The sequence below is a fragment of the Granulicella aggregans genome (assembly GCF_014203275.1).
In the GTDB taxonomy this organism is placed as follows: domain Bacteria; phylum Acidobacteriota; class Terriglobia; order Terriglobales; family Acidobacteriaceae; genus Edaphobacter.
Genome location: NZ_JACHIP010000003.1, coordinates 794,298 through 817,198, shown reverse-complemented (window position 1 = coordinate 817,198; position 22,901 = coordinate 794,298). Strand labels below are relative to the sequence as shown.

14 protein-coding genes and 1 pseudogene are annotated in these 22,901 nt (G+C 58.2%); 4 read left to right on the top strand and 11 right to left on the bottom strand.

All coding sequences use genetic code 11. The features are described from left to right. The first annotated feature begins 81 nt into the window (after positions 1–81). Together HDF16_RS13545 and HDF16_RS13540 are read left to right on the top strand one after the other, a co-directional pair. Entirely contained in the window at positions 82–972 is an 891-nt protein-coding gene (locus tag HDF16_RS13545) for an NmrA family NAD(P)-binding protein (protein ID WP_184217329.1), read from the top strand. Positions 973–1,066: 94 nt separating this feature from the next. Then, entirely contained in the window at positions 1,067–1,795 is a 729-nt protein-coding gene (locus tag HDF16_RS13540) for an SDR family NAD(P)-dependent oxidoreductase (RefSeq protein WP_184217327.1), read from the top strand. Positions 1,796–1,901: 106 nt separating this feature from the next. Here HDF16_RS13540 and HDF16_RS13535 read toward each other — a convergent pair whose 3' ends face one another. The 4 genes from HDF16_RS13535 to HDF16_RS13520 all read right to left on the bottom strand — a co-directional run bounded on the left by HDF16_RS13535 (position 1,902) and on the right by HDF16_RS13520 (position 3,826). Then, positions 1,902–2,477 (bottom strand): TetR/AcrR family transcriptional regulator, encoded by a 576-nt coding sequence (locus HDF16_RS13535; protein WP_184217325.1) that lies wholly within the window; start codon positions 2,475–2,477, stop codon positions 1,902–1,904. Positions 2,478–2,860: 383 nt separating this feature from the next. Further along, entirely contained in the window at positions 2,861–3,103 is a 243-nt protein-coding gene (locus HDF16_RS13530; protein ID WP_184217323.1) for a hypothetical protein, read from the bottom strand. A 2-nt stretch (positions 3,104–3,105) separates the two neighbouring features. Continuing rightward, entirely contained in the window at positions 3,106–3,612 is a 507-nt protein-coding gene (locus HDF16_RS13525) for a sigma-70 family RNA polymerase sigma factor (protein WP_184217321.1), read from the bottom strand. A gap of 13 nt (positions 3,613–3,625) precedes the next feature. Beyond that, on the bottom strand, positions 3,626–3,826 hold the full coding sequence (locus tag HDF16_RS13520) for a YgaP family membrane protein (protein ID WP_184217319.1): 201 nt from the start codon (positions 3,824–3,826) through the stop codon (positions 3,626–3,628). A 706-nt stretch (positions 3,827–4,532) separates the two neighbouring features. On the opposite strand from HDF16_RS13520, the gene HDF16_RS13515 reads away from it, so the two are divergent. Next, positions 4,533–5,468: an alpha/beta hydrolase-fold protein gene (locus HDF16_RS13515; RefSeq protein WP_246409058.1), complete on the top strand. Its 936-nt coding sequence runs from the start codon at positions 4,533–4,535 to the stop codon at positions 5,466–5,468. Between the two features lie 302 nt (positions 5,469–5,770). Here HDF16_RS13515 and HDF16_RS13510 read toward each other — a convergent pair whose 3' ends face one another. After that, a complete protein-coding gene (locus tag HDF16_RS13510) occupies positions 5,771–6,778 on the bottom strand; it encodes an AraC family transcriptional regulator (protein ID WP_184217315.1) in 1,008 nt (335 codons plus the stop codon). A 233-nt stretch (positions 6,779–7,011) separates the two neighbouring features. Here HDF16_RS13510 and HDF16_RS13505 point away from each other — a divergent pair. Then, a pseudogene (locus HDF16_RS13505) lies at positions 7,012–8,166 on the top strand (aldo/keto reductase). A 410-nt stretch (positions 8,167–8,576) separates the two neighbouring features. Here HDF16_RS13505 and HDF16_RS13500 read toward each other — a convergent pair. The 6 genes from HDF16_RS13500 to HDF16_RS13475 form a co-directional block, all read right to left on the bottom strand. Then, on the bottom strand, positions 8,577–15,935 hold the full coding sequence (locus HDF16_RS13500; RefSeq protein WP_184217313.1) for an FG-GAP-like repeat-containing protein: 7,359 nt from the start codon (positions 15,933–15,935) through the stop codon (positions 8,577–8,579). Positions 15,936–16,290: 355 nt separating this feature from the next. Beyond that, entirely contained in the window at positions 16,291–17,271 is a 981-nt protein-coding gene (locus HDF16_RS13495; RefSeq protein ID WP_221312723.1) for a tyrosine-type recombinase/integrase, read from the bottom strand. A gap of 267 nt (positions 17,272–17,538) precedes the next feature. Further along, a complete protein-coding gene (locus tag HDF16_RS13490; protein WP_184217311.1) occupies positions 17,539–18,789 on the bottom strand; it encodes a hypothetical protein in 1,251 nt (416 codons plus the stop codon). Between the two features lie 183 nt (positions 18,790–18,972). Further along, positions 18,973–19,407: a hypothetical protein gene (locus HDF16_RS13485; protein WP_184217309.1), complete on the bottom strand. Its 435-nt coding sequence runs from the start codon at positions 19,405–19,407 to the stop codon at positions 18,973–18,975. A gap of 559 nt (positions 19,408–19,966) precedes the next feature. Further along, entirely contained in the window at positions 19,967–20,131 is a 165-nt protein-coding gene (locus HDF16_RS13480) for a hypothetical protein (RefSeq protein WP_184217307.1), read from the bottom strand. 109 nt (positions 20,132–20,240) lie between these two features. Next, positions 20,241–22,892: a glycoside hydrolase family 3 C-terminal domain-containing protein gene (locus HDF16_RS13475; RefSeq protein ID WP_184217305.1), complete on the bottom strand. Its 2,652-nt coding sequence runs from the start codon at positions 22,890–22,892 to the stop codon at positions 20,241–20,243. Positions 22,893–22,901: the final 9 nt, after the last annotated feature.

Sequence of the window (22,901 nt, the reverse complement as noted above, 5' to 3'; positions counted from 1 at the left end):
GGAACTCCGCTCCACCGCTGGCAATCACAATTGATCGCTGCATGCACTATCGGCGCGAAGCGCCACGAGGAAGGGCACTCTATGAGCCGTAAAGTTCTCATCACAGGAGCAACCGGAGATACAGGCAGGGCCGCCGTCGCGGAGTCCATCAAAGCGGGGCTAACGGTCCGGGCCATGGTAAGAAAGGTCGACGAGCGCTCCAAAGCGCTTGAAGCGCTGGGCGCTGAGGTCGTGATTGGGGACCTCCAAGAGATCAATACACTCAGCAAGGCCATGGAAGGTGTCGAAGCAGCTTACTTCGTCTACCCGGTCGCCCCAGGCCTCGTCAACGCAACAGTCAATTTTCTTCAAGCGGCCAAGGAAGCTGGTGTTTCCTTTATCGTGAACCTGTCGCAACGTTCAGCAAGCCGCACATCCACGAGCTGGTCGTGCCGTGACACATTCATCGCGGAAGAAGTGATCAAGTGGTCTGGTATTCCGTTTATCAATCTGAGACCAACTTACTTTCTTCAATGGCTCTTGTATCCCTGGCAGTTGCCGTTCTTTGTAAACGAGGGCAAACTCCGTATGCCAGTCGGGAGGGGCCGTCACTCTCCGATTGCGGCGGAGGATCAAGGGCGGGCCATCGCCGCCATCCTGAAGAATCCGGACGAATTATTCGGCCAGACGCTCGATCTCTCGGGTCCCGTTGAGATGGATCATGAGCAGATGGCGGCTGAACTCACGGCAGCCCTGGGGCGTAAGATTACCTTCCAAGATCTGCCCATCGATGAATACTGTGCATCGATCGCCGCAATGGGAGTTCCTCCCTACGTCGTGCAGCATCTCGGCGGAGCGATGGCTGACTACCAAAACGGTGTGATGTCTGGTGCGGATAACAATATCGAAAAGCTGACCGGGCAGCGTTCCATGACCGTCGGCGAGTTTGCGCTCGCACACATCGATCAGCTCAATCCCAAGCGTGCTTCTTAGCCCACCAAGTGACTCACGCGACGGCCGACTCCGCGCCTGCTTTTTAGACTATCGGTACCTAACAGCGGAAATGCAACACCAGAGGAGCAACACCATGAAGATCAGCGAATCAGTAGTTCTCGTCACCGGAGGAAATCGAGGCATCGGCAAAGCATTCGTAGCAGAGGTCCTGAAGCGGGGTGCGGCGAAGGTATACGTGGCCTCTCGCGACGCTGCATCCATCATCAGCTCGGAAGATCCTCGTGTCATTCCGATGGTTCTCGATGTCACGGATCAAGCTCAGATCGCGGATGCAACCGAGGTCGCTTCGGATGTCACTCTTCTCATCAACAATGCCGGTTTTGCTGCATTCGAAGGTGCAATCTCGTCTCCTGACCTTTCGAATGCACGTGAGGAGATGGAAGTTAATTACTTTGGGCCCCTCGCCCTTTCGCGAGCATTCAAATCTACTCTCGCAGCGTCGGGCGGAGGTGCGATCGTCAACATGCTGTCCATGCTCTCTCTGATCAGTCTCCCTGCGGCTGCGACCTATTCGGCTTCCAAAGCAGCGGGCCTTTCTGTCACCCGAAGTATTCGTGCTGAGTTGGCGGCCCAGGGTACGCTAGTGGTCGGCGTTCTGGCAGTACAGGCCGAAACATCCATGGGAGCAAAGCTACCTTCGCCTCGGCTAACACCCGAGGAGGTAGTCGCGGATGCTCTTGATGCAGTGGAGGGGGGCACCAATGATGAAGTGTTCGCCGGAACTCTGACAAAGAATGCTTACCAGGCCTTCTCAGCCGATCCCAAAGGGTTTCAGGCGAAAATGTTGACCCGGCTTCCCTGAGCATGCGCAGATTAGGTGAAGAGTCGTTCATTCCTCCAGTCTCGCGCCACGTTGGTACAGGCTGGAGGATTGCACATGGTCAGGACCACCTACTTAACGGAGCTGTTCACTGTGCCGCCAATACCGCAGCTTTCGCGTTGGCGAGGATTGTCTTCGCGACTGCCGCATCAGGGGCAATCCGCGCGAGGGTCACTGCACCAACCATCGTGCTCACTATTCCGCTCGCAATCCTCAGGCGCTTTTTCTTGTTCTGTTGTGGCAACTGACTTGCGATGAGCTGGACGATGTGGTCATACGCACTAACCGCGACGTCGCGAACACCACGGTCATAGTGACTGAGTTCTGCCCCTATCATTGCGAGCGTGCAGGGTGATTGCTCATCCTGTTGTTCAGCCTGGCTGAGATAGATGGACACAATGTTCTCGAGCGCCTTCGCTTGCGACTTGCCAATTATGCCGTTTTGAAGCCTGGAGTACAGCCGCTCACTTGATGACCCATTGGCTTCGGCTATCAGTTCGTCCTTCGAGGCGAAGTGCCGGTAAAAAGCCCCGCGGGTGAGGCCGGCCGCGGCCATGATGTCCCTCATTCCAACTGCACCTAGTCCGTTCTCTAAGAACATTTTCGCGGCTGTGTGAACGATTCGCGCTCGTGTCTCAGCAGTTTCGGTTTTGGACTTCCTCATTTGCGGCTCCCGAATCGTTAGATGGCATGCGTCCTCTCATTGGTTCAAGGCAAGTCCACGAGGCTTGCTCATCGAGCATTACAGACCTTTACCGAAGTCCGGAGCAATCTGCAGATTGGCCTCTCAGACCGATCGCTGCCCGCAGATCTGTGTGCGCACGGTCTTCGGTTGGCGATATCAGGCCAAGGCACTCATTGAGACCACATCCCTCTAGGGCGAGATGGACTGCTTCCGAGAAGAGCGTTTATGAGGACTAGCCTGCGCAGAATCGCAACAGACAGTTGGTGGGAACTGCTGCTTAGGCGAGGCAGGCTGTTGTCGAGCTTAGCTCGGGACGAGTGCGCGCAACCTGGTAAGGACTTGCAGGCTGTCCGTCTGCTCCGCTATTGGCCGACAAACGCTTTTTTTTCAGACCACTCGCGGACCCGATGTGCAAGGGTCTCGAAGAGGCCGATGGTCCAGCAAACCGGACACCCCTTCAACAGGTAGAGGGCTGCCGGCATGAAGAGGATTGCGAGCCAGCCATGCGGTTTACCGATGAGGTGCACTGACATGGCTACGAGGCTTAGACCGCCGATGCCACGGAGTATATGAATCGACAGCGATCTGTTTCCAAACATCAACATCGTTATTCTCCTCTGCCCAACGCTTGCCTCACGTTGGTGCGCGCTCTATGTAGACGACTCTTTACTGCTTCTGCGGAAATTTGTAGCCGTGTGGCCGCCTCCTCCGCAGAGTACCCGTACATATCCCGTAACAGAAGAACTTCCAGGTGCTGCGGCTCGAGCGCCGCCAGTGCGCGCTCCAGGTCGAGACGCAAGTCTTCAGGGTGAGAGGTCTGCCCTTCAGCAACGTCCTCCTCGAGAGTCGTAAGATTCCTCTCACGGTATCCCATACGAAAGCAGATGCCTTTTATGATCTTGAATAGCCATCCAGATAGAGCGGCGGCATGCTTCAGGGCTTTGTACTGTTCATGCAGGATCCAGAGTGCGTCCTGCACTGCATCATCGACGTCTTTGGACGCACACTTGCTCTGAGCGTACCGGCGCAGATCAGGCTGGCACTCTTTCAACAAAGCACTCAGCGCGTCGGTATCGCCGGCCCGTGCCGCGGCAATAAGTTGGTCTCGTTCCACAAGTGACCCTGACTCAGGCTATTCCTTTCCTGCCGCCGATCCGGCAGAAGGGGCAATATCCAACCAGGCCGGTGAGGACCGTGCCGATCGCGGCCACACCAAAGGTGATTCCGACAGCATTCCTGCCGTAATGAAACGCGCAGGTCGTCAGGACGATCGCGCCAAAGATGCGGGCAAATCGTTCCCAGGTTGGAAGGTTCTTGCGATAGAGCATGGTGACCTCCTTTGGTCAATCACAAGAGACCCGCACCGGGCAAAAGGGTTCGGTGGACTGAGGTATTTTGTTGGCGGGCTTCCGGCCCCTTTGCCTTGCTCATGCCATTACCACGCGCGGTTCGGGTGGTCTTATCTGCCGCTGGCAGTCGGTGGTACAGGATGTGCAGAGGGTTTGCGAAAGGTTGTTCGATTCGGCCTCGGGCCGGTACTGACAAGTCGGCTTACGGGAGGCAACAGGTAGTCTTCTCGACTGACGACAACAGGCCAATGCACGTTTCGAGTTCGACGGCTCCTCGATAAGTGGATAGGCGATAATGCGCGCATCGTGAAAGCCCGGACGATTCTATTGGCGAAGATCACTTGTCTGAGCAGCCGGTTACACGTTCACTTGAACTAGACCATGTCGGCCGATCCACGAATGTAGCCATGTCCGGAAAGCGGAGATCACGTTGCCCTCGGTTTACTATAGACCACACTTAGCGGTGTGCGTGCTAAGCTGATCTGCCATGCTGAAAGATCGTGGTCGGTACCTGTGTATCGGAGTTCTGGTGGCTCTCCAGGCAGTCTCCTGTTACTGCCTCGGGCAGGACGCGCCTTTTCGGTCCTTTGAAATACTGACCGACGGAAGGGTCACTTTCCATTACAAAGACTCGGGAGCCACGTCCGTACTCGTAAGGGTCGATACCCTGCCGAAGCCAATCCCCATGTCCAACACCAACGGCATCTGGTCGGCGACCACTCCTCGGCTTTCGCCTGAAATCTATTGGTATTCCTTCAATGTCGACGGCCACGACCAACTCGACCCTTACAACAAGGTCTCGCTCCCCAACTACTTCTACCTTGACAGCGTAATCACCGTTCCTGGGCCAAAGCCCCAGTTATGGGAAGTCGATAACATCCCGCATGGGGCGGTGGCTCATCATTTCTATACCTCAAAGCTGATGAAGGGGCTGCCCAATGGGCAAAGCGAATACTACGTGTACACGCCGCCCGGTTACGATCCGGCGGGAAAACAATATCCAACGCTCTATTTGCTTCACGGCTTCAGCATGATGGCTTCCGACTGGACTTATCCCGGCGGCGCAAACTTCATTCTCGACCACCTCATTGCGCAGGGTAAGGCACAGCCGATGGTCGTCGTCATGCCGCTCTCGTATGGCGTGGTGGGGTCTCCGCCCACCGGAGATGATTCTTTCTACGCTACCTGGGACAACAGCGACGTTCTGTTCTCTCCGGTCCTCCTGGAGGAAATCATGCCCAGGATCAATGCCGAGTACCACGTCTCCAAAGATCGCAAAATGCGCGCCATTGCCGGCATGTCCATGGGCGGAGCGGAAAGCATCATGATCGGACTCAATCACCCCGACCAGTTCGCCTGGATCGGAGGCTTCAGTTCCGGCACGCATGGGAATATTCGCGATCACCTACCCACAAGTTACAAGAATGCGGACCTGAACCTCATCTGGATTAGCTGCGGCGAGAGTGACCCGGATCTTCATCCAAACCTCGAGCTCGCGGCCTGGATGAAACAGAATAATCTGCCCGTCACCAGCGTCACGATGCCTGGAGGCCATACCTGGACCGTGTGGCATCCAAGCCTGACTCGGTTCGCCACGCTCCTGTTCCAGACCTCGCAATAGCTCGTCGGTTCGACTGAAGCAGAGAGTCTTCGATGCAACGTGAAGTTCACCGACCGGAATACACCAACACGCTTCGCTCCACTTGTCTGTGTAGTCAGCTTTTCGGACAAGTGGTCTTTAGACCCAGCTGTTGACTTCAGGCTAATGCCCATTTCCAAGCGATCTCATCGAAACGCGCATTGGCGATTTATCACTCATCCGAGATGGCAGGTAACACGTGTTCCTTCTTGGCACCCGACAGAATAGATGACGGGAGTGCGCCTAAGGAAAAGTAATATCTGCTGCAAAAACGCGAGTGGTGATCACATCACCTTTGTTGATCGATTTGTTTCCCGCCAGTCGCTTGGCGGCATACCTTCCCAGTTATGGAATGCTCGCCCGAACGAGTTAGGGTCTTCAAAACCAAGCAAGTAAGCTGCTTCGTTCAGCTCCAGCGCAGAGTTGGTGAGACAGTACCGAGCCATCTGATGACGGGCTTCATCCAGTACGCGCTGGAAGCTCGACCCCGAATCCTGCAGGCGGCGCTGTAGTGTTCGCGGCCCCATATACAGGGCTTGCGAGATCGCGTTGATTGACGGAGGGTGCCCGTTCAGATTGTCCTGGATGGTCCGGCGAACCAGCTCCAGGAAGCTGTCCTCCTCTTTGTACTGGCGCAACTGCTCCTCGAATTGAGGAGCTAGCATGTCGAGTAATTCGGCATTGCGAGTGACGAAAGGCTTCGTCGCGTCTGAGGCAGAGAAGACAACGACATTACGCGGTGCACCGGTAATGACCTCGCACCCGAGACGACGTTCGATCTGCCGGACGTTGGAACGCTGCTGAACGTACTCGACTCTCACTGGGTTGAGCGCCGTTCCACTCCCGTGTCGGGCCAGAGAACGCATCCACGAGAAGCAGTAGTCGGTTAGAGTCCGTGGCTCGTCATCGACGGCAAGCAGCCAGCGGAAGCCGACGGTGAACTCCTCTTCATCCAGCTCCACAAGGATCTCTTCGGGCGCTGTGAGCTTCTTGAATCGAGCCATGTGCTGTGAAGCAGCGACAAGATTTTCGGTAGACAGCGCGGCGATCGCAATTGGGTGAAAGCGCTCAGTCTTCGTTTCGACTCGAAGCGTTACTCCAATCAGTGGGTCGGAGCAGACCTGATCAATCGCTCGCCAGAGGGCAAAAAGCTCACCTGTAGAAACAAGCACGCGAGTCTGCTCGAAGAGATCCCGTGGGAGACCAGCTCTGCGGAGTACCGCAGAAACGGAAACGCCCAGTTCCTCAAGCTTTACAGCAAGACGTCCTGGCACCCGGAAGTGTTTGAGCATGACAGACTTCTCCGCTAAGCATACCGGGGGTGAGCAACGCCCGGCCATGCGAAAGACGTCAAAGAGCCTGCGAAAAGCGTCAAGTCGGTTGCTAGCGAAATTGTCGTGATTCGCAGTGTGATTGTCGTAGGCGGCAGTGCAGAGTCATTGTGCCGAAGCTAATTTTAAGAGGTGGTTGCGGCGAATTGGGAATAGCAGGCCCGATACCGACATCACGATTAGAGGGATCAAACATGAGCAAAATCGACGATAGCGGCACAACGCGCAACATCGACCGTCGCTCTTTCCTAGGCGTCACTAGAGTTGCCGCCGCTGCGGTGGTAGCTAGCGGCCTCTCGGTTTCCGCAATCGCTGAGCCGGTCGCCCCACATCATGTGAGTGGGCGGCGCAAGCTGGGTTCGCTCGACGTTCCAAGTGTGGGTCTCGGCGTCCAGAACATGAGCCGCAAATACGAGACGACCGTACCTTACCGCCCCGAGATGATCGAGATTATCCGGGCAGCCTACGATCATGGCGTCACGTTCTTCGACACGGCTGAGGCTTACGGGCCCTTGGAATGCGAACGAATTCTCGGTGAGAGCATAGCGCCCTTTCGCGACAAGGTCGTGATTACATCGAAGTTCGGATGGAATATCGACCCCGAAGCGGGCCAGCGCTAAGCGGGGCTTAACAGCAAGCCCGATCACAGTCGGAAGGCTGTCGAAGGGATGCTCGAGCGGCTCCGGACCGACCGAATCGAGCTTCTCTATCAGCACCGAGTCGATCCGCAGGTTCCTATCGAAGATGTCGCAGTGGCGGTCAAGGATCTCATGTCACAAGGCAAAGTCCTGCACTGGGGCCTTTGCGAAATGGGACTCAACCCTCTTCGCCGAGCGCACGCAGCGTTGCCTGTCACCGCTGTGCAAAGCGAATACTCAATGCTCTGGGGCGGCCCGGAAGAGGTCGTCATCGCGACATGCCAGGAGCTGGGCATCGGGTTTGTGCCGTGGAGTCCCTTAGGTGTGGAGTTCCTCACTGGAGCAATTGACGAGAACACTCGTTTCGCAGCGGGTGACATTCGCGGGGCGGAACCTCGATTTGCTCCGGACAACTTGAAGCACAACCTTGAGCTTGTAAAACTCGTGAAGACATGGGCTGAGCGAAAGCAGGCCGCTCCGGTTCAGATTGCGCTCGCCTGGCTGCTGGCGCAAAAGCCTTGGATCGTGCCGATCCCTGGCACTACCCAGATGGCACACATGATGGAAAATCTCGGCGGCAGCTCTATCAAATTCGGTCCGGATGAACTCAAGGAGCTGAACGCCTCGGTATCGAGCATTGAGGTTCAAGGGAAGCGTCTGCCGGACGGGGTACTCGCACTGTCGGGCGTCGAAGCGCCCCCGAAATCCTGAGTGTCGAATCCTCCTTTATCTACGTAGCGTGAACGACCAGTTAGGCTCTTCACGTTTCATAACCGGCAACCACACATCAAGGAGAGCCATGAAAACCGTAATGCTAGGCCTACTGTTATCGGCACTGACCTTGCAATCCTCATGCGCACAGCAATCGCCAGCTCCTCCATCCGAGCAGATCTTTTGGAGTGCGCTGCGAGTGCGGATCTAGGCATGCCCGCCACTTCGTCCAGAGATTCGACTACCCAAGGTGCATTTGTGCTTAGGTGCGAACAGACTTCCGACGTAGCCATGTCAATAAGTGACAAAGCCCAATGCGCTCACCGACCAGCTTAGTACGTCGACGCGGACTCCGGCGACTTTGCTTGCTCCTCCCCATTTGCTGAGAGCGGGCAAAGTCGCCGGCAACATCACTGTACGGTCAAGGTCACTATTGCCGAACTTGTAGCCTGATGGGTCTGGGGCGGTGGCGTCGTCGTACCGCCGCCTCCACCACTTGAGCAGCCGATCGTGAAGAAGGCGGCGGACGCGAGCACGATTGTGATGACAACGAGCGAGCCACGGCTAACTCTACGCTTTCCCCTGCGAACTGGCAGCAGGAGAAGCAGCGGCAGAAGAGATCCTGCAGCCGCGCCAGGAAGCGTCTCCGTGAAGACCACCGTGATCTGGTAGGTCCCCTTTGGAGTCGTCGATGCTGTTGAAATCGTAAGCGACTTTGTGGAGGCCGAGTAGCTGCATATGCCCCCCGAGGGCAGGTTAAGGCATGTCGCCGTGACATTTGTAGCCGACGCGGGCAGCGTCACAGGATAGGTTGCGGTCGCCCCGGCCGTCACGGTTGCGGTGGTTGGAGAGAAGGTGGCTGCGCCACCCGAACCTGCGGAGTCGATCTCGAAGGCAAGAGCGTTCGACGTGCCTCCGCCGGCTCCTGGCGTCTGTACCGTTACATTCGCAGTTCCTGCTATCGCTACGTCCGATGCCGGAACAGATGCCGTGAGTTGAGTCGCGCTGATGAACTGCGTTGGCAGGCTCGTCGAGCCCCACAAGACAACGCTGCTTGAGGTGAAGGCCGAGCCGCTGACCGTCAACACGAAGGCTGAGCTTCCAGCACTTACGAAGGCCGGCGAAAGCGTCCCGAGCACAGGGGGGTCGATGACGGGCTGGTTGATGGTGAAAGTTGCCGACGCTACCGGGCTCTCCGAAAAGCCCGCTGCCACCGCGATCGCACGGATCGTAGCGCTCGAAGTCAACGAAATCGCTCCGGTATATGCGGTCGAGGCCGGCGAAGGCGTCGAGCCATCCAAGGTGTAGTAGATGGCGGCACCAGGAGTCGAATCCGTCAGCGTCACGTTCTGAGTGCCTGTATACGTACCTGCTCCCGGACTGAACACCGGTGCCGCTGCCGCTCCCGGGAAGGTCAATTCGCGAACACGGAAGCCGTTGTATTCGGCAATGTAGAGGTTGCCGGAGCTATCGAAGGCAATGCCGTACGGCTGTGACAGGCTGGCCAGAGTTGCCGAAGTGCCATCGGCTACGACTCCGGGATATCCGCTGCCGGCGACTCTGCTGATGATTCCAGTCGTTGGATCGATCTTGCGGATCGAACCCGGCACATTTGAAAAGTAAATATTGCCCGCAGCGTCCACGGCAAGAGCTTCGGCGCGGACCTCGGCAGCCAGGGCAACTCCACCGTCTCCGCTGTTTCCAAGATTTTTGTTGCCTCCGAGGGTGGAGATCTTCTTTGTCACCGCATCCACGCGGCGGATCGATCCGCCTTGTGCCGATGCAAAGAAAAGATTGCCCGTCTTGTCGATCGTCAATGCAGTCGGATATTGGATCGATGCGTTTGTGGCCAGCCCGCCGTCGCCTTTATCGATGTTGTCGCCGGTACCCGCGACGGTGGTGATAATGCCCGTCGCTGCCGCCACCATGCGCACCCGGTTGGCGCTAAAATCCGTGATGTAGAGGTTTCCCGCGCCATCGAGCGCCAGGGAGAGCGGCTCGCTCAACTGTGCCATGGTCGCCGGACCGCCGTCCCCAATTAAGGGCGGGTAGCTGAAGGTGCCGCTCCCGGCCACCGTCGTGATGATGCCTGTCGTCGCCGAGACTTTGCGAACGACATTGTTGAAGGAGTCCGCGATGAAAAGGTCTCCGGCAGCATTGATCGCAAGCCCCTGAGGGTAATACAGTTGCGCGCTCGTCGCCGCACCGCCGTCCCCGTTCCTTCCAGGAGTTCCGCTTCCGGCAACCACTGAGATGGTTCCGGTACTCGCTGAAATGCGCCAGACAACCTCGTTGCCAATGTCTGAGAAATAGATATTCCCGGCTGAATCCAGGGCCAACGCCTCAAGATCGCCCAGCGTGGCGGATGCCGCCGGACCGTCTTGCCCGGAGAATCCATACTTGCCGTTGCCGGCAATGGTCTTGAGCACGGCGGTGGGGGGCGACAGGATCGTGTAGCCTGCCGAGGTCGAGCTGCTTGGCAACATGCCTGGTGCCAGCGCAATCGCCTTTACCGTGACACTGCCAGTAATGGTGACCGGTCCCTGGTAGGCGGCAGACAAGGCGGTAGGCTCGGTGCCGTCAAGTGTGACGTAGATCTCGGCGCCAACTGCCGTATCCGAGATGGTCAGCGTCTGCGGCCCGGCGTAACTTCCCGCGGCCAGGGTAAAGGCCGGTGCGGAGGTCGCAGCCGTTGGCGGAGCGCCTGGTGCAGTCACGAAGGATACCCGGGAGTAGTCCGTCACATACAGGTTGCCTGCAGTGTCGACCGTCACGGAACGCGGATAGCAGAAGGAAGAACTCAGCGCGGGTCCGCCGTCACCACTCTGCGGGTTGCAGTTCTGATCGCCGTTTCCGGCCACGGTCGTGATGATGCCCGTAGCGGACGCGATCTTGCGCACTCTCAGGTTGTAGCTGTCTGCGAAATAAAGGTTGCCGGAGCTATCAACCGTCATTCCTTCCGGCTCATTGAGCAATGCGCTGCTCGCAGGCCCGTTGTCGCCGCTAAACCCGGCGTGGTTTTGTCCGTTTACTACTGGCTGGCCCGCGACAGTTGAAATAACGCCTGTTGCGACTGTGACCTTTCGGATGTCGTTGTTGTACATCTCTGCGATGTAAAGATTACCGGCGCCGTCCAAAGCAATACCCTCTGGGTCGGACAAGGTTGTTGCCGTTGCGGGACCACCGTCGCCCGAGATACCCGCACCTCCTCCAGCGTAGGTGGAGATCGTTCCCGTTTTCGCGTCGATCTTGCGGATCGTGTCTGATGATGGCGTGGCGATAAAGATATTGCCTAAGCCGTCGAGCGCGACTGCTGTCGGGAAAGGGACTCCCGCGCTGGTTGCCGGTCCACCGTCACCGCTGGCCTGCTGAGCGCCGTTGCCGGCGATCGTTGTGATGACTCCGCTCCTGGCGTCGATCCGGCGAACTACATTGTTGCCGTTATCGGCAAAGTACAAGTTCCCGGAGATGTCCGTGGCGAGGCCATAAGGGAAGCTCAGTTGCGCTGATGTTGCCGCACCTCCGTCTCCTGAGAAACCTGCAATCCCGGTACCTGCAATGGTCGTAATGACCTTCGTGTCAGTTGTAACCTTGCGGATCACGTTATTTTGGCTGTCCGCGATATAAAGATTGCCTGCAGCATCGAGAGTCGTAGACAGACTGAAGTTCAACTGCGCCAGGGGCGCTGGCCCTTCATCACCGGAGTAGCCGGTAAATAGAGTGCCTGCCGCCCTGTAGACATACGAGGATGCCGTTGAACTGATCAGGTATTCACCGCTGGTTGTTGCGCTAGGTGTATAACCTGCCGCGGCGGCGTAGACCGTGAGGGTCTCAGAAGATGAGACTGCAATCGGGCCGGAGTAGACCGGGGAGGCTATCGTCGGCACAGTTCCGTTGGTCGTGTAGTACAGAGTCGCGCCTGCCACCGTGTCCGAGATCGTCACCATCTGTGTTCCGGAGTAGCTGCCCGGCGCAGGCGACAAGGTGGGAGCCGGCGCAACCGGAAGACTCAGCGCATAGATCGCCGATACGCCGTTAGTTCCGTTGTAGCCACTCTCCTCCGCGTATGCCGTAAGGTACTCGGTCCCTCCCTGGTTCAGCGCGATGGGACCGGTGTAGGGGACATAGCCATTGGTCGATATCGCTCCCGAGAGGTAGTACATGATCGTCGCTCCCGGGATCGCTTCACTGATCGTCAACGTCTGGGCCGAAGTGTACGTTCCTCCCGCCGGTGTGATCACGAGCGGAACCAATCCCGGATACACCTGGGTAGGGGCAGAGGTTCCGGTCGGATAGTTACTGTCGCCGGCATACTTTGCTTCAACCGCGTGGACTCCCGCACCGACCGGTCCCTGTCCCGTGAATTGGGCAGAGGCGGTCTCGGTCTTTTCTGTGAGCAGGATCGATGTGATTGCCGGGCCGCCATTCAGCGCCGCCAGGTCCGGCACTCCGTCTCCGTTGAAGTCGGTGACGACCAGGGCGGTGGGGGCTATAGTTTGATCACTCAAAGCCGGAGTCGTGACCGAGAATGTCCCGTCACCTACGCCTACCAGTAGCTGTACCCGGTTTTCATACTGGTCAGCCGAAGCGAGATCCAGCTTGCCGTCTTGATTGAAGTCGCCAACGACTAGGCCAGACCCGCTGACGGATGCTGGACTGCCCGGGGCTGCGGTGAACGTCCCATCCCCTTTTCCGAGATAGATCTCAACCGCGCCGGTGAATCCAGAGGCAAGGTCGAGTACTCCGTCCCCGTTGAAATCGCCAACGACAATCGATTGCGAAAAGCTTGGAAAGGGCAATGAACCTGGCGCCGCGACAAATTTTCCGTCCCCCTTGCCGAGCAGGACTGTGCCCTGCCCAGAGCCAAAGTAGTCGCCCGCTACAAGATCGGGAATACCGTCGCCATTAAAGTCTCCGGTAGCGATCGAACCCAGGGTCCGATCGGCTAGGTTCAAAACCCCGGTTGTAGTGAATGTGCCGTCGCCATTGCCCAGTATTACGGAGAGGCCGCCTACGACATCGTTCCCCACCACGGCGAGATCCAGTTTGCCGTCTCCGTTGAAGTCTTCCGCGACCATGGCTGGCTGAATGAAATCGCCTCCAACATTTCCTTCGTTGAAGACGACACTCGTCTGAGGAGTAGTGAAGATACCGTGGCCATTCCCCAGAAATGTGGTGACTTCACTGCTGGTGGTGTTGAAGTCGAAACTTAGAACCGCCAGATCCACGTTGCCATCGGCATTGAAGTCTCCCGCAAGCATCGTCGAGTATCCGCCTGAGGCATACGGCAGACTGACCGGTGTACCGATTGCGAACGTTCCGTCTCCGAGTCCCCGATAGATAGAGATCGTGGCATTCTCTCCGTACTGGTCTACGGACAACACAGCCAGGTCCGGAATACCGTCGCTGTTGAAGTCGCCCGTGACCTCGTGTCGCAGAAAGCTCTGCGTAGCTGGCCCGGCCGCAGAGACCTGCCATCCTGTGCCGGCAGTTGCTGACCCCAGCGCTGCCGTTCCGAGAACTGCGTTTGAAAAGCTTGTGTCGATAAACGAAACATCGCCCGTAGGCGCCGCAGGGCCGCCGAATCCTACCACCGTCCCGGTCAGGGTGTACGTTCCGACCGAAGTCCCTCCGACGGAGACTGTCACCAGGTCCGAATAGACCGGGCTCTTCCCAGCGCCGACCGTTAACGTCGCCGTTCCGGAGGTGCTGCTTATGCCAAACGCTGCCTCAACCAGGATCGCCTTGTAGCTATGTGTCCCGGATCCGGGCACGAATTTATACGAAGCGCTTCCTCCACTTGAGAGAAGAGAAGTAGCTAGTAGGTGAATGTCCGTGCACTCGCTCGCGGAGGCATCGCAAAACTTCACCTGGCCCGAGGTCACGGGACTGCCTCCCGCCGTCACGGTCGCGGTCAGGGTCACCGCCGTGCCGTTCGCCACAGACGAAACCGCCGATCCGCCGGCAATGATTGTTAGCGCCGTCTTGGTTACGGGAGGAACTCCAAGCAGCACGGTCGTCGCCGATACGCTCGCTCCATAGTCCGTGTCGCCCGCATAAGATGCGTCTACCAGATGCATCCCCGCTGTTGGCAGGATGACGGTGCTGCTCGCAGTTGCTGTCTCAGTAGGCTGGGTGGCGTACACCGCCATGGAATCCGGGCCCGCGTTTCCTGCCAGGATGTCGGTCCTTCCATCTCCGTTCACGTCTGCCACAGCGATCGGCAATGCGACGTAGGTATTGTTCGAGGGAACTTGCAGTGATGTTGACGAAAATCCGCCCTTACCATCCCCTAAGTACACAGTCACAGAACTCGGAGTTGTGCCGATCGACGTTACATCCGCAAGCCCATCCGCGTTGAAGTCGCCGACTAGGAGCTGGAGTACTGAGTTCGCACCTGCGGCTTGCCCTAGCTGTGGCGCGGTGAATGTTGCGTCGCCGTTGCCGGTAAGAACGGTCAGCGATTGGCCGGTGGTGTTGGTCGCCGCGATGGCGACTGCAAGATCCAGCTTCCCATCGCCGTTGAAATCCGCAGTCACGAGCGGTGAACCGCTGCTTCCGCAATGAAACGGAGATGTTCCGGTGAAGCTTCCGTCCCCGTTGCCTGACAGCACCGTGATGAAATCGTCATACGAGTCTGTATAAGCGAGATCGACTTTGCCGTCGCCGTTGAAATCGGCCGCCACAACGACGTTCGGCTGGCTGGTCGTGCTGGGGCTGCTTGCTGCCGCCGTAAACGTTCCATCGCCATTCCCCAGGAACACGTTTATCGTGTTCGAACCATAGGCCACCACCGCAAGATCATCGACGCCGTCTCCATTAAAGTCTCCCACCGCGAGCTGAGTCGGCGCAGAGCTTAACTGCGGGCTCGTTGCTGCCTTCACGAACGTCCCATCGCCGTTCCCGAGCAGGACGAATATCTGGGTGGCGTTGTAATCGCCATCCGGGACAGCCATGTCCAGCTTGCCGTCGCCGTTGAAGTCTCCCAGCACGATCGGCCCAATGCTGTACCCCGTAATTGCCGGATAAGACGCGACCTGCGTATAGGTACCATCGGCTTTGCCCAGGTAGATGAGAAGAGGCGCTTCGGGTCCGCCTATGACAGAGGCGATGTCGGGAATTCCGTCGCCGTTGAAGTCAGCCAAAGACACAGCACGACTTGTCCTGTCGGCGGTAATTGCAACCGACGCTGGCCACGCTATGCCTGCTACGCTTGCACCTAGCGATGGTGCCGCAAGTACCGCATTCGCCTTGGATGTATCCAGCAACGAGACATTCCCAGCAAGTGGCGTGGTGCTGCCCGTCCCGGTTACCGTGGCTGTCAACGAGTAGTTTCCGAAGCTGCCGCTCTCGGCGATCGTCGTCGCACTTGCCCCCTGGCTGGTAGCTCCGGTGACTTTCAAGGCCGATGTGCTGGAGGAGCTTCCAGCGTAGCCATTGGTTCCCGTAAACACTGCCTTGTAACTATGGTTTCCAATGGACGGTCGAAGGGTAACCGTCGCGGTTCCGCCGCTGGTTAGATGACCCGTTCCGACAATGTGAACGTCCGTGCAGAACTTCGCCGTGGCGTCGCAGAAATTTACCTGGCCAGCTTTGACTGCGGCACTCCCCAGATGCACGGATGCTGTCAGGCTCACGGCCGTACCTGAGGCAACAGTCGTGACACTTGATCCGCCGGAAGTCACGGCTAAGGTCGTGGCTGTCTGAGCGATCGCTTGACCATGGCCGGTCATCAAAGAAAAAACGCCGGTCAGTACGGAGGCAGCCACTGCCGCTTTCCGAAGAAAGATGTAAGTAAAAGAATTGCGTGAAGGCGGCCCGGCAATACGGAAAAAGCTCGATAGCATGCGGTCATTGCTCCACCTTCGTCCCGGCAGGATCCGAAAGGCTTGGTTAAACAGTCGGCAGTAAGTTACTAAAAATCACTCAAGGGCGGCAAAAAATAGGTAGACCGAGTTGGAAGGCTATTTTTAGCAATGACGAAGTTTGCTAAGTGGAATTGGATGTAGGCGAGAACTTCGTGAGTCTATCAGACTGTCCCCGACACAGGGGGGAATCAGGGCACGCTTCTAATAACCTCCTACTCGGCATGGGAGCCCCTGACCCCATGACCTCTGCGAATTCTCAGTTGATGAGAACAGGCCTTATCGCAAATCGACCCCTCCAAGGAACAGGCACCCAAAGCGGTCGTTCACGGGCTCTTCCAAGTTCTGCTTGCAACCGAAGGCAACGCTCAGTCGTCAGGACTGACGCGTGCCCTAGAAGGAACTGTATCTGCTCCAGTTCGCCGCCGTTCACATGGCAGAGCTTTGCGCAGGTGCGCCGAAGATCATGAGGTGCGAGGTGGTCGAACTCCAGACGCTGGGCACAGCTTCTGACCACATACCAAACGACGTTTTCGGAGATGCCGTTTCCCCAGGCGGTTCCATGACGACTCACTGCCCTGAACACTCGACCCGTCGTCACTGATGCAGCTGTCAGCCACCTATCCACGGCTCCCTTCACCCAGATCGGCATGGGAACGGTCCGGACGTGATTGCCCTTGCCGACAAGGTCAACGATGGCCCAGTGGCCTTGGCGGATCTGAATATTTTCCCTTCGCAAGGCCGACAGCTCCGCTCTGCGCAGACCGCAACCGAGCAGAATCGAGATCATAGCGACGTCTCGGACAGGGCGTAGGCCACTCCCATTCGCTTTCTCAAGTAGCAACCGAGCCTGATCCTTGTTGAGCCAGTTACCCGCACGGCAGCCGAGTTGCTTCACGCCCTTGACTCGCCGTATGCCAGCAGCAAGTTCCGGACTCAGCAGACCCGAGTCCGCCGCTTCGTAGGCTAGCCTCCTGACCGCCGCGAGCCGCTGATTGATCGTACCCGCAGCCAATCCGAGCGATTCTAGGTGTAGGCGAAAGCGGAGAACGACGGTCCGATTCAGCGCGAGTCTCGGCTCCGAACAGTACCAATCGATGAACTGCTCCATCGCGAACTTGTAGTTGCGCCGCGACCGCGGCGGACTCAAGCTGTTCAATACTGAGGTCTTCGAATGATCGAGGTCTGGCAGGCGAAGGACGGTCTTCCGGGCGACATGCTTTCTGGTCCTCTTGGGCATACTGGCGGCCTCCTCTGCCGCAGACATGCCCAACACTCTATGCGCCAACCGAAAAGAGTTCACGTCAGTGGGCTGGATGAGCGCACAGGCGATTTGGCACTTGTCGAGAATCACAACTGCCTAGAGGAGCGTTTCTCTTTACCGACTCTTCCATCAAGACCCGTCATGCAGCTCCCTCAAGGCAGCTGGAAGCCGCTTTCACGATTGGAGCCCTATTTGTTCGGAGCACTGACAGCTCCAGGTAGGATCACAGACCTTAAAAAGAGATTAGGGAGCGGGCGCGACGTGTGCCGGTCTAACCCCCTTTTCTAGAGCGCTTTTGAACACGAGTTGCAGTCCTGGGGTTGTGGGGATAGATAGAACTGATCGGTGCAGTAACTTGGCGGGTTTGCCTGCGCCGGTTTGCTGAACAGCCTGGTAAGGTCCCCTGGGATTCGCCAGATTGTAAACACCGCCATTCTGGCTGGTAATGGCGACCTTTACGACATTTCCATCCTTCATGCTGCTTGAAATCAGGAAGTTTCCCACTGCCAGCAGGTTGCCGAAGGATGCATCCCGGTTTTTCGGCCAATTCGGAAAGACATGAATGTTCGCTTGGTAGCTCTGCAGGAATATGGCGGCGAGGGTAGTGGGTACAGTCGCTTGGTTCTCTACCCCTCCGGCTTCAAACTTATAGGCAAAGCTTGGCAAGCCGATGCTTGTCACGAGCCGGTGCAGGTGGTCGAGGATCGAGTCAGGATCGTATCCTGCATCTGCCGCCGCGGGATAGAAATTGGATGTATTGTTCGAGTCGTACCAGAGGCGGGTGTAGTTGACGGTGTTGGCGGCGGCCTTTTGCATCTGCGAACTGCTCTCTAGACCGATATTCCATCCGGGAAATACTACCTGCAGGGAGTTCATGCCGGCTAATGAGCCTTCGATTTTGGCGGGCGGGTTGTCGGGGAAACGGTCGCTTTTAGAGATATCGACCCATTGCATGCCATGTTCGCTCTCGAGGATCGCCTCATCGCCCCCCGGAATGGGCTTGCCGACCGCATCGGCTATCGCCTTGATGCTGGCTGCCCGGGCGAGCGGGAGGGGACTAAGCTGCGAGAGCCTGTCGATCGAAGTTGCGCGCAATTCCTGGCTGATTTGGAGTTGATTGCTGATGTCGAGCAAAGCGGGGTAAAGCATGCTGAGGAAACCGATGACCGTGGCCGGGTTGACGTCGTCGGATGGTCCCCGCAGATGCTCATCCTGGGCATCGTTGACGTCGACGTAGCGGCAGTCCACCAGTTTCAGATCATGATCCCAGAAGTCGGCGACGCCGACGAGAAAGGGCCAGACCTTGCGTGCGTAATCGGCATCGCGCGTGTAGCGCCAGCGTTGGATGCAGTTGACAGCAGCAAAGAGGGCATCGCTCTTCTGGTCGAGCGCGCGGAAGTTATCGCCGCTCCAGCCTGGAGATGGAGCGAGATGAGTGTAGTAGACGAGACCCTGCGATCGCAGTTGTTGTGCGAGGCCACGGCCTCGCGGCATCCGGGCGAGAAGTGGGTCGTCGTAGGGGTCAGCGAGGTCGACGTGATTGGTAGGAAAGGCAGCCCAGAATGGTGCCTAGTAGTTATAGTCGAGGGTGTAATCGCCCTGCCAGCCTACATACGTGGACGTGATCCAGTTTGCCCCAGAGGCCTGGTGCAACGTTGCCATGCCTGCTGCAGGAGGTCAGAACGTAGAGCGAACCGTAGTACCGGGACTCGACCGTCTTATGCGAATCTCTACGAACGACTTCGACCAGAATTGGCGCCGCGATGCAACATGATCTGCTTGGATCACAGCGACGGTTAGTTCGCTCATGTGCTGCAAGCCGGAGATCGCCGCGTTGTAATAATCCTTGTTGTCGCGATTGTCGGATGCGGTGATCGCAACGATGACGTGTCCACCAGCGGGGATCGAGAAATGGGATTCTCCGTCAGTTTGACTGACGGCAGAACCAAAGATGCGCATCGCGAGAACACCTTCGGGAGCCACGCCGTTGAAGGGGATATGGGTGTCCCCTGGATGTGAGGACATCCAGCGAAACTGAGGCCCCATAACCTCTGCCGCAGTGGGGAAAGCTCTGGTCTCGCTCAACTGCGCACCGTTGACGGTGAGAACCATCTTGCTGCCATCGTAGGCAACCTCGACGTTGGTCTACCGGCCTACCGGCCTATCGGGAGTGGCGCAGTCGCAGTGAGGATTGTTCCATTGAGGTTGGCAGAAAGCTTGCCTTGCGAGACGAAAAGGCGAAGGCCGGACTCGGCGGAGAGCCACCGATGGCCACGCCTACGCTGCCAATGCCGGGCAGGGCGCCTCCGGCCATGCTCGATGTGCAATTTTCTGCCGCCACATACCATGGATACCAGCAACGATCTTCAGCGCCCTAGCAGCAACGGAGGTTTCGGCTGGATCCTGTTTCGTTGCGGCGGCGGCAGATGCGGCAAAGTCGAAGAGTTATGAAGCACCAAGGAACAACGTGGCTGCGGCGATGAGCTTGATGGCTTTCGTCATAAACGTTTCCTTTTCGATCGATCGACGGAGCAGTGGCCGACAGGAAGTCATCGCCGGCCTCAAACCCGCAACTCCGTCAGAGTGACTATCTAGCGTTTTATTTTTGCTGTTGGTACGGTCTGCTGATGAGAACGGCAAGTCTATGCCAGACACCGCAACGCAAAGGCTCTCAAACCAAGCCGATCTTGCGCGCATTGCCGTCCGGATCGTTCACCATGCGGCATTCGTTATCGAAGATCATGGTGCGGTTAGTGTTGGGGTCGGTCGGCTGCCATGCGACTCCGGCGACGCTGGGCTTGCCGGTGGAGGCAAACATGGCCCAGGACGCAGCCATCTTCCGGGCCAGCGCCTGCGCCTCGGGTGTGTTGCCGGTGCCCTGCTTCTCTCCGCGTAAAAACAGGTTTACGGGTCACAGGTTGTGTTCCTTTCTGGAGTTAGCTGAGCTACTCGGGCAGCGCATAGGTGCCGTCGACGTGGAACTTGCCGCTTATCCCCGGGCTCCCGGTTCCCGGTTGCCCGCCGCCCACGGTGAGGCTGTAGTCGCCCTCGGCGATGATGGGCGAGCCAAGCTCGGTGACCATGCCGAGGTCGCGCGGGTTGAGGTGGAAGTGCACCTTCTGGCCCGCACCCGGATCGAGGTGGATGCGCTCGAAGCTGCGAAGAGCTAGGGTCGGCGCTCCCTTGACGTCTGGGAACTTGAGGTAAAGCTGCACCACCTCATCGCCTGAAAGCTTGCCTGAGTTGGTCACGGTCACGTCGGCCTCTACGGGCTGCCCGGCGGCGACAGTCGGTGCGGAAATCGCCAAGTTGCTGTAGCCGAACGTCGTGTAACTGAGTCCGTAGCCGAAGGGGTAGAGCGGCTTGCCGGTGAAGTAGCGGTAAGTGCGGTTCGCCATCGCGTAATCTTCAAAGTGGGGCAGGCCTTCTAAGCCTTTGTAGAAGGTGACTGGCAGCCGACCGGCGGGGTTGTTCTTCCCGCTCAACGTCTCCGCCACAGCCGCGCCGCCTTCTTCACCGGGGTACCAGGCCTCAAGTACAGCGTTGGCGTGGTCGTTGATCCAGTTCACGGCCAGCGCGCTGCCGTTCATCAGCACCACGGCAAGTGGTTTGCCTGTTGCTGCGACGGCTTCCACCAGGTCTTCTTCAGGCTTTGGCAGGTCAATGCTGGTGCGATCACCGCCCAGGAAGCCAGGTTCGGTGACGGGCATCTCTTCGCCTTCGAGCTGGCTTGTGATACCGACCACCGCGATGATCGCGTCGGCGTCGCGTGCGGCGGCAACCGCTTCGGGAGTGACAGCGGGATCGTACTTGTTCCAGATCAATTCTGCATGTGCATTGCCGTCCTGCGTCCCGCCGGATACTTCAAGCGCGACTTTGTGCCCTTTTTCTAGCTTCAAACGGCCCATGACGGGCATAGGTTCGTGACCACCGCCGTAGGACGAAGCCACCTGTTTGCCGTCGACGCTCACGCGAACGAAGCCCTGGCTGCGCACACCAAGCAGATACTCGCCTGTCTCCGAGGGCGTGAGAAAGCCCGTCCACTCGACACCGAAGCGCTTGCGGCCCGTGACTTCTTTCGGCATGGTTGATTTGGAAAGATTGACGTTCGGTTCAATGCGTTCCACCAGCTTCTTGGGCTTGTCATCGAAACCCTGCCGGCCTTCGTTGTATTCGGCATGCAGGCCAGGCTTTCCCTCCGGGGTGGTCAGGAGATCGTTGGGAACGGGGGTTCCATCGAAATGCAGAAACTGTGTGCCCGCGACGTAGGTGATGGTGACACCTGGAAACTGTGCGTGGAGTCCGTCAAGGATGGAGACGATATGCGTGGGGTGGCCCGCATAGTTGCCGATCAGTGGCTGGGTCTGCTCTGCTAGTGGGCCCACGACGGTGATCTTGCGGATCTCCGGTTTGAGCGGCAGCAGGCCATCGTTCTTGAGCAGCACCATCGACTCTTCGGCCATTTTGCGCGCGTGGGCGCGATGCTCAACGCTGTCCAACTCCTTCTCGTCGATGCTGGCGTACGGCACCATGGCGGGCGGATCAAACATGCCGAGCTTCATGCGCGCGCTGAACAGGCGGATCAGCGCCGTATCGAGGGTGCTTTCGGGGAGGTATCCCTGCTGCACGGCATCAATGTAAGCCTTCTCGACAGGCTCGCCAAAGCGCGTGGTGAAGGTCACGCACTCGTTGTCCATGCCTCGGATGACCGAGATGGCCGCGCCCTGTGCTTGCGTGGGTCGGTAACGATGATTGGCCGCGACGTCGCGCACCGCATCGCAGTCAGAGACGACATAGCCCTGGAAGCCCCACTTGCCCCGCAGCTGGTCCTGCAGCAGGTACTGGTTCGCGCAGGCCGGCTCGCCGTTGATGGCGTTGTAGGCGCACATCACGGAGCCAGCCTTGCCCTCGACGATGGCTGCGCGAAAGGCTGGCTCGTAGGTATCCACCTCGTCATGCTTGCTCACGTCGACGTCGGCAAAGTGGCGGGTCGGCTCAGGGCCGCTATGCACGGCGAAGTGCTTCGGAGTGGCAATGGCAAGGTAGTACTTGGGGTTGTCGCCTTGCAGACCCGTTACATAGGCCACGCCCATGCGACCCGTCAGGAAGGGGTCTTCGCCATAGGTCTCCTGCCCGCGGCCCCAGCGTGGATCGCGAAAGATGTTCAGGTTGGGCGACCAAAAATCGAGCCCACCCATGATGCCGGTGTGTCCCTCGCGCAGGTTCTGCACATGCTTGATGCGGCCTTCCACGCCGATCTGTGCGGCCATGGTGTGGATGCCAGCAGGGTCAAAGGTCGCGGCCAGACCTACCGGCTCCGGGTACTCGGTGACGCCTTCGTTGATCACGCCGTGGAGAGCCTCGCTCCACCACTGGTAGGCCGGGATGTTGAGGCGTGGCACGGCGGCGGAGTTGTTCTGCATCTCCGACGCCTTTTCGGCGAGCGTCATGCGATGCACCAGGTCCGTGGCGCGCTCCTCCGGGGTAAGCTGCGGATTCATAAACGGCATATGCGCTGTATCTTGCGCGCCAACCGGCACGATTATTGCCCCACACAAGATGGCGAACGAGAGAGACAGTTTCAGACGAGGCTTCATGACACACTC